The following is a 7,339-nucleotide window of genomic DNA, read 5'->3' as shown; positions in this document are numbered from 1 at the left end:
AAAGGGCTGGCCGAAAGGCTGGCCCTTTTTTTATCCCGACGTTTACTCTTTTGTTCTTTATGGCAATGGAAGGACTGCGCGGCGCGCAGCCATTTGGGGGACGATTATGGTGTCGTGATCACGACCGCCACGCGGCGGTTTTCAGCGCGACCTTTTGATGTCTGGTTGCTGGCAATGGGGTATTTCTTCCCGAGTCCCTGAGTAGTCAGGTTGGTGCGGGGAATATTAGCGCCCTGCGCCCAGGCATCGGCAACGACATTAGCGCGTTTGAGTGACAGAGCTTCGTTATAGCTGTCTTCACCGTAGTTATCAGTATGACCATCCAGGCGAGCATGATTTAGCCCGGTAGCTGCCAGTTTGGATGCCATTTCCTTGATCTGTTTTTCACTTTCAGGACGGAGTTTATAGTCATTTTTGTCAAACAGGATAGTGTCAGACAGGCCGAGAGACCAGTCTCCTGATGCTTCAGTAAATCCGTATGATTTCATGGCTGCAATTTGCTCTGGGGTAAATTTTCCCTGAGGTGCCTGACAGCCAGCCAGAATCAGTAAAAGCAGAAGAAACGGGGATAATAAACGTTTTAGCATGTGTGTAATTCCTTATTTTTTAATAATGCGTTCAGAACGCAAATGTTTAGCCTGATACATATTTTGATCGGCAAGTTCTTGTAATTTTTCGGCAGAGGCATGTTCCCACGTCAGCGCAAACCCAATGCTGAGCGTCATGCTTGCCAGATGACCATTATGCAGGTCAAAAGGTCGGTTAAACTCTTGTGACAGTGCCGCGCAGATCCGCTGAACCTCATATTCAGAATGAACGCTATACAGCACCATGGCGAACTCATCGCCGCCAAGTCTGTATGGGTAATGGCGACTCCCCCCAAACTCGGATAACCTTTTTGCGACTTCAATCAGGACCCGATCCCCCGCTGCGTGGCCCCAGGTATCATTAATAAATTTAAAATTGTCGCCATCAAGGAATAACAATGCCGAGCTGCTGTGGGCGGCATCATCATTCATTAGGGCATTTATGCTGCTGCGAAATGCGGCGCGATTTGCCAGACCCGTCAGAGGATCATGTAGTGCAGTACGCAAAAGCTGAGCGTTTTTTGCCTGCAGTTTAAGTTGCCACTCCTCCATCTCGTCCAGCAGACTATTAAAGTCCAGGGCAAAGAGATGAAACTCTTCAATGCGTTCCTCTGATACGCGCCGTGAAAAGTTACGGTTGGTACGAACATCATGTACCACCTCGGTAATGTTTTGCAGTGCATCCACAACGCCATTGTGTAAATAGCGAGTGAGCATTAATGCAATTCCGGATGCCAACAGAATGCACCCGGTAAGAACGGCCAGCGACAAATAGATGAAATGACTGATAACGCTATCGCGCGCAGTCAATCGTACTTCACCGATGACGTTGCCATTGTGCAAAATCGGCTGAGTGACCGGTTGTGGGAACAGCCAGTGGCTGATCATCCCGCTGATCTTTTCAGTGGTATCCTGCGCGTTATAGCGCCAGGTGGCGATCACCTTCTGGTTTTTATTACGAACTTCTGCAACGGAAAATTGCCCCTGCTGACCCAGTGCCGCCAGCGTTTCAGTTGCTGCAACACTATCAGAAAAGACTAATGCAGCTTCGAGCGTACGGGTCATGGTAGCGGCAGTCAGATCCAGATTCTTTTGCGCATACTGTCTTAATGCCAGCACGGAAGAAATGCTGAGCAGCAGCCAGATCAGCATCATGGTTACCAGAACGCTGATTATGCTGATACGCCGTAATGTTCGCTTAAACGTCGGGCGTGCTATGGGAGAATGGCCCTTATCCATGCTTATTATTCCGTGCAAGCATCAATACGTCTGGACTGACCCTTACGCCGCTGCGTGAAAGGGAATCCATATTTACGGAAAATCTCACATCTTCGTCTTTAATTATGAGGCAAAAGGCGCTGCCAATAACGCATTCGGGGTTCTGTTCAGCAATTAATAACAATGCCTTAGTCGGATATTTATTCTTTAATTCCACCTGATAAGTAGGGGATTCTTTTCCAAAATAAAAACCGTCACACTGCGAAACTAATATTTCTTGTTCCGTACGGATGATGACGGGAAGATAGGGTAATGCGCCTGCACTGGTATCTTTCAGGACACTGGAAAAACGCGATGAAGAGAAAATACACAGTTTTGGGGGCCCGGAAAGTGCAGGCCAGCGTGTATAACTGACGATGCCGGAAACCATAGCGCGTACCGATTTTGCTTCTTCCGTAACGCTTTGGGCATACAGCGGTAATCCGGTCAGGAGCAGTGCCAGTAGAAGTATGAGTCGGTAAGAATAGCTCATGAATAGTTACCTACCAGCGTTTGCTGTAAAACGTCGAAATACATTCAAGATTGTTTGCAACAAAATAACATTATTTTCCTAAGCCGTCATTATTCCTGGAATAATGCTATTGGTGATTTAAGTTAAATCTTAATGGTTTATAAAATATAAACCATTGTTTAATTTAACCTTATCGAGGCAGCACCCTCGTTTGCCCCTTGCTGCCAGGCGCTGTGTAACTGGTCAACATTTTCGACAGTATCGCAACTGGGCGGAAAAGTTTTCCCGGTCAGGCCTCTGGCATAAACAAAATCCTGCTGGCAGGTTTTACGTTGCCCCTCGGCGTAACCCTTAAGGTATTCCGTACGATCGACGTCGGGGTCATTGTAGTTGTCGGCAAGCGTTTCATTATCTTTAACGGCATAACCCGAAATGGCATCTTGTATCCCGGCGTCGTACCAGTCGGTACCAGTCCAGGTAGGGGCATGGGTGTAGGGGTCTATCTGACATCCGCTAAGAAGTAATAGAAACAAGATGCTGATGAGTTGCTTCATTGCCTGTGCTCCTTCGTTTTTTTAAGCATAGTGGATCTGAAAACTCGGTGGTGTAAATTTAAATGTACATTCATAAGGGCTGTTTTTGCCTTAAAATAACACTATGTAAATTAAAATTTACGGATTGTGGATTGAAATCTTTACCTGTTGTGATATCGTTATTTCCTCCTCGCTGAGGATCAACTATCGCAAACGAGCTAAACAGGATCACCATCATGCAAAAAGACGCGCTGAACAACGTACATATTACCGACGAACAGGTTCTGATGACTCCGGAGCAGCTGAAAGCTGAATTTCCGCTGAGCCAGGAGCAAGAGGCGCAAATCGCCCAGTCGCGTAAAACCATCTCAGATATTATCTCCGGTCGCGATCCGCGCCTGCTGGTCGTATGTGGCCCATGCTCCATTCACGATCCTGAAATGGCGATTGAGTATGCTCGTCGATTTAAAGCCCTTGCCGCAGAGGTCAGCGATAGCCTCTACCTGGTGATGCGCGTCTATTTTGAAAAACCCCGTACCACTGTCGGCTGGAAAGGGTTAATTAACGATCCTCATATGGATGGCTCTTTTGATGTTGAAGCAGGTCTGAAAATTGCGCGTCAGCTGCTGCTTGAACTGGTAAATATGGGACTGCCGCTGGCAACTGAAGCGCTGGATCCAAATAGCCCGCAATACCTGGGCGATCTGTTTAGCTGGTCCGCAATCGGTGCCCGTACTACGGAATCGCAGACTCACCGTGAAATGGCTTCCGGTCTTTCGATGCCGGTTGGCTTTAAGAATGGTACCGACGGTAGCCTGGCGACCGCCATTAACGCCATGCGCGCGGCCGCGCAGTCGCACCGCTTTGTCGGTATTAACCAGGCCGGGCAGGTTGCACTGCTGCAAACACAGGGGAATCCGGACGGTCACGTGATCTTGCGCGGAGGTAAAGCGCCGAACTACAGCCCGGCAGATGTCGCCCAGTGCGAAAAAGAGATGGAGCAGGCGGGACTACGACCTTCTCTGATGGTAGATTGCAGTCATGGTAATTCCAATAAAGATTACCGCCGTCAGCCTGCCGTGGCTGAATCCGTGATTGCACAAATCAAAGATGGCAATCGCTCAATCATTGGCTTGATGATTGAAAGTAATATTCACGAAGGCAACCAGTCTTCCGAACAGCCGCGCAGCGAAATGAAATACGGCGTATCCGTAACTGACGCCTGCATTAGCTGGGAAATGACGGATGCGCTGCTGCGTGAAATTAGCCAGGATTTAAACGGCCAGCTGTCGGCGCGTGTAGCATAAGAGGTTGGTTATGGTTGCTGAATTGACCGCATTACGCGATCAAATTGATGAAGTCGACAAGGCGCTGCTGGATTTACTGGCACGCCGCCTGGAGCTGGTTGCCGAAGTAGGTGAAGTAAAAAGCCGCTTTGGGCTGCCGATCTACGTGCCGGAACGGGAAGCCTCTATGCTGGCCTCTCGCCGGGCGGAAGCGGAAGCCCTGGGTGTGCCGCCGGACCTGATTGAAGATGTGCTACGCCGCGTTATGCGTGAGTCCTACTCCAGTGAGAACGACAAAGGGTTTAAAACGCTTTGTCCTTCTCTGCGGCCGGTGGTGATTGTCGGCGGCGGCGGTCAGATGGGGCGTCTGTTCGAAAAAATGCTCACCCTGTCAGGTTACCAGGTGCGGATCCTGGAACAGCAGGACTGGGATCGCGCGCCGGAGATCGTCTCTGATGCCGGCATGGTGATCGTCAGCGTGCCGATCCACGTCACCGAGCAGGTGATCGCCAAACTACCGCGTCTGCCGTCTGACTGCATTCTGGTGGATCTGGCTTCGGTGAAAAATGGTCCTTTACAGGCGATGCTGGCTGCACATGATGGCCCGGTGGTGGGGTTACACCCAATGTTTGGTCCGGACAGCGGCAGTCTGGCCAAGCAGGTCGTCGTTTGGTGTGACGGACGTCAGCCGGAAGCTTATCAGTGGTTTCTGGAACAGATTCAGGTATGGGGTGCGCGACTGCATCGGATCAGCGCCGTTGAACATGACCAGAACATGGCGTTTATTCAGGCACTGCGTCACTTTGCGACCTTTGCTTACGGTCTGCATTTAGCGGAAGAGAACGTTCAACTGGAGCAGCTGCTGGCACTCTCTTCGCCGATTTACCGCCTTGAACTGGCGATGGTTGGCCGTCTGTTTGCCCAGGATCCGCAGCTCTATGCTGATATTATTATGTCGTCTGAGAGCAACCTTGCGCTGATTAAACGCTACTACCAACGTTTTGGCGAGGCAATAGGTTTGCTGGAGCAGGGCGATAAGCAAGCGTTTATCGACAGCTTCCGTAAGGTGGAGCACTGGTTTGGCGATTATGCGAAACGCTTCCAGAGTGAAAGCCGTACTTTGTTACGCCAGGCGAATGACAGCCGTCCTTAATTAAGATGCCGGATGGCGGGTTTGCCTTATCCGGCCTTCAAAAATCGTATGAACCGTAGGCCGGATAAGCGTAGCGCCATCCGGCATTGCCAAACGTTAGCTCGGATCGACTGGCACCACGTTCTCACTTGGATAGCATCCCAGTACTTTCATCGAACGTGTAATCTCACCCAGCTCTTTCAATGCTTTTTGCATCTGGGGCGACTCCAGGTTGGCCTGGATATCAAGATAAAACATCTCTTCCCACGGATTGCCGTGAATCGGGCGTGACTCCAGTTTAGTCATAATCAGATTATGGTTACGCAGTACCAGCAGCGCCTCAACCAGCGCACCGGCTTGTTGCCCCGTCGCCATCAACAGGGTTGTTTTTGCCGGAACCTGATCGGAAACATTGATTGCTTTGCGTGCCAGCACCACGAAGCGGGTGATGTTTTGCGACTGGTTAGCCTCAATATGCTCGAGAACCTGCAATCCATACAGTACGCCTCCGGCTTCGCTCCCCAGGGCCGCCACGCGCGGTGAGCTAGCCTGCGCAACTTTTTCCATCGCCGCAGAGGTGCTTTCAGTGTACTCAATCTTCCAGTGCGGGTAGCGATTCAGGAACTTGCTGCACTGCTGGAACGGCTGCGGATGGCTATATACCGTTTCAATGGTCTCAAGATCCGTCGTGCCAGACACCAGTACACAGTGGTCTATCGTAATGGTCATCTCGCCAACGATAGACAGGCTGGTGTGCTGCAGCAGGTCGTAAACGTCGTTAATCCCACCGGAGCTGGTGTTTTCAATCGGTACCACAGCATAGTCAGCCTGTCCGGTTTCGACCTGATTAAAGATATCGGCAAATTTTGCGCAGCCGCTTTCAATAAATTGTTCAAAATGGCGAGCGGCGTACTGACGTGCGGCTAGATGGGAATATGACCCTTTTGGCCCAAGGAAGGCCACGCGCGCGGAGTGTGGGTTAATTTTGTTCAGGTGCTGCTGGAGCAGTGCCTGTTGAGTCAGGACGGAGTCTTCGATTATGAGCTGGAACAGGCGAGTAATGTAGTGAGCATCAAGATGATGTGCTTTGCCAAGCTGAATGAGTCGGTCCAAAAGGTCACGTTCACGGTCGATATCACGAACCGGACGATGCGAAAGCAGTTTGGCTTTACCAACTTCTACGGCCAGTCCACGTCGCTCAGCCAGTAGGGCCAGTAATTTTTCATCCAGCGTGCTGATCTTATCGCGCAGCGCCAGCAATGGGTTTTCCGATGTCATAGTGTTGCCTTTCTTGTTATCAATAAAAAAGGCCTCCCGTTGTGGGAGGCCTTATTGTTCGTCTTCGCATTCTTTATCACACGACGAAACGCCTCCCATTCAGGGGAAGGTAAAAAAGAATGCGAAGAAGAACGGGACAAGTTTCATGTAATTTTCCTTTGGCTACGTCAGTAAAGTACCCGTACTGTTTTCACCCTGTCAACAAAAAACGCGCCCGAAGGCGCGTTGGCGATACACTCAATGTAAGGGACTACTCTTCTTCTGCTTCGACGAAGTTGGCGTCTTTGACTGAAGTTGTTGCACGACGGGCTTCGCCTTTGTGCTGCACTTTATTGAGCTGCCGTTCCAGCTTGTTGATCAAATCGTTAATTGCTGTGTACATATCCTCGTGTTTTGCGCTGGCGACCAGATGTCCGTTCGGTGTATTGATGGTGGCATCAGCAATGAAACCCTGTGGCTCCTTAGACAGAATGATATGTGGATTAATCAGATGAGTTTGCCATTTTTCTAGTTTGGCGAGACGGTCTGCGACATGCTGGCGAATTGCCGGAGTAATTTCCATTTGTTTACTGGTAATGTTCATTGTCATAAATTTTACCTCTTGTCTTTCCCGTCTTGGTGATTCCAGCATACCGTTCCTAATGTCAAAATGTGTGATCTAAATCACATTATTTTGTCGCTTTTTGTCAAGAAAACCTTTTTGTGAGGCACCGCAGGAACAGGCGATTTTTTACTTGAGGAATACCTGAAAGCAGGCCATATTTGATGGGATGCGTCGGAGCTAAACCGCTTCA

At 49.9% G+C, this 7,339-nt stretch carries 9 protein-coding genes and 1 other annotated feature; of the genes, 2 read left to right on the top strand and 7 right to left on the bottom strand.

Going from position 1 to position 7,339, the window contains the following annotated elements:
- Window positions 1-104 precede the first annotated feature (104 nt).
- The 4 genes from FDW94_RS22820 to FDW94_RS22805 all read right to left on the bottom strand — a co-directional run bounded on the left by FDW94_RS22820 (window position 105) and on the right by FDW94_RS22805 (window position 2,870).
- Complete coding sequence (locus FDW94_RS22820; protein ID WP_003826447.1) at window positions 105-587, bottom strand: OmpA family protein; 483 nt, start codon at window positions 585-587, stop codon at window positions 105-107.
- A gap of 12 nt (window positions 588-599) precedes the next feature.
- A complete protein-coding gene (gene dgcN / locus FDW94_RS22815) occupies window positions 600-1,826 on the bottom strand; it encodes a diguanylate cyclase DgcN (protein ID WP_003826449.1) in 1,227 nt (408 codons plus the stop codon).
- The gene (locus tag FDW94_RS22810) at window positions 1,819-2,337 is read right to left on the bottom strand and encodes a YfiR family protein (protein WP_003826451.1); all 519 of its coding nucleotides are present in this window, start codon (window positions 2,335-2,337) and stop codon (window positions 1,819-1,821) included. The genes dgcN and FDW94_RS22810 overlap by 8 nt, the downstream gene beginning before the upstream one ends.
- 158 nt (window positions 2,338-2,495) lie before the next feature.
- Entirely contained in the window at window positions 2,496-2,870 is a 375-nt protein-coding gene (locus FDW94_RS22805; protein WP_008785516.1) for a DUF2799 domain-containing protein, read from the bottom strand.
- Window positions 2,871-3,085: 215 nt separating this feature from the next.
- Between FDW94_RS22805 and aroF the strand changes: the two genes are divergently transcribed.
- Both aroF and tyrA read left to right on the top strand, forming a co-directional pair.
- The gene (gene aroF / locus FDW94_RS22800; RefSeq protein WP_003031241.1) at window positions 3,086-4,156 is read left to right on the top strand and encodes a 3-deoxy-7-phosphoheptulonate synthase AroF; all 1,071 of its coding nucleotides are present in this window, start codon (window positions 3,086-3,088) and stop codon (window positions 4,154-4,156) included.
- Window positions 4,157-4,166: 10 nt separating this feature from the next.
- Complete coding sequence (tyrA, locus tag FDW94_RS22795) at window positions 4,167-5,288, top strand: bifunctional chorismate mutase/prephenate dehydrogenase (RefSeq protein ID WP_003826456.1); 1,122 nt, start codon at window positions 4,167-4,169, stop codon at window positions 5,286-5,288.
- Window positions 5,289-5,384: 96 nt separating this feature from the next.
- Here the strand turns inward: tyrA and pheA are convergent, their stop codons facing one another.
- The 3 genes from pheA to raiA form a co-directional block, all read right to left on the bottom strand.
- Entirely contained in the window at window positions 5,385-6,545 is a 1,161-nt protein-coding gene (gene pheA, locus FDW94_RS22790; RefSeq protein WP_137378296.1) for a bifunctional chorismate mutase/prephenate dehydratase, read from the bottom strand.
- Between the two features lie 22 nt (window positions 6,546-6,567).
- Window positions 6,568-6,693 (bottom strand) — a sequence feature (Phe leader region).
- A complete protein-coding gene (pheL, locus tag FDW94_RS22785) occupies window positions 6,645-6,692 on the bottom strand; it encodes a pheA operon leader peptide PheL (RefSeq protein WP_100250063.1) in 48 nt (15 codons plus the stop codon). (Overlaps the previous feature by 48 nt.)
- A 102-nt stretch (window positions 6,694-6,795) precedes the next feature.
- The gene (raiA, locus tag FDW94_RS22780) at window positions 6,796-7,134 is read right to left on the bottom strand and encodes a ribosome-associated translation inhibitor RaiA (RefSeq protein ID WP_003031244.1); all 339 of its coding nucleotides are present in this window, start codon (window positions 7,132-7,134) and stop codon (window positions 6,796-6,798) included.
- Window positions 7,135-7,339 lie beyond the last annotated feature (205 nt).

The sequence above is a fragment of the Citrobacter sp. wls757 genome (genome assembly GCF_005280935.1).
Classification (GTDB): domain Bacteria; phylum Pseudomonadota; class Gammaproteobacteria; order Enterobacterales; family Enterobacteriaceae; genus Citrobacter; species Citrobacter portucalensis.
The sequence above is the reverse complement of the archived record's forward strand: the minus strand, read 5'-3'. Positions and strand labels throughout refer to the sequence as shown.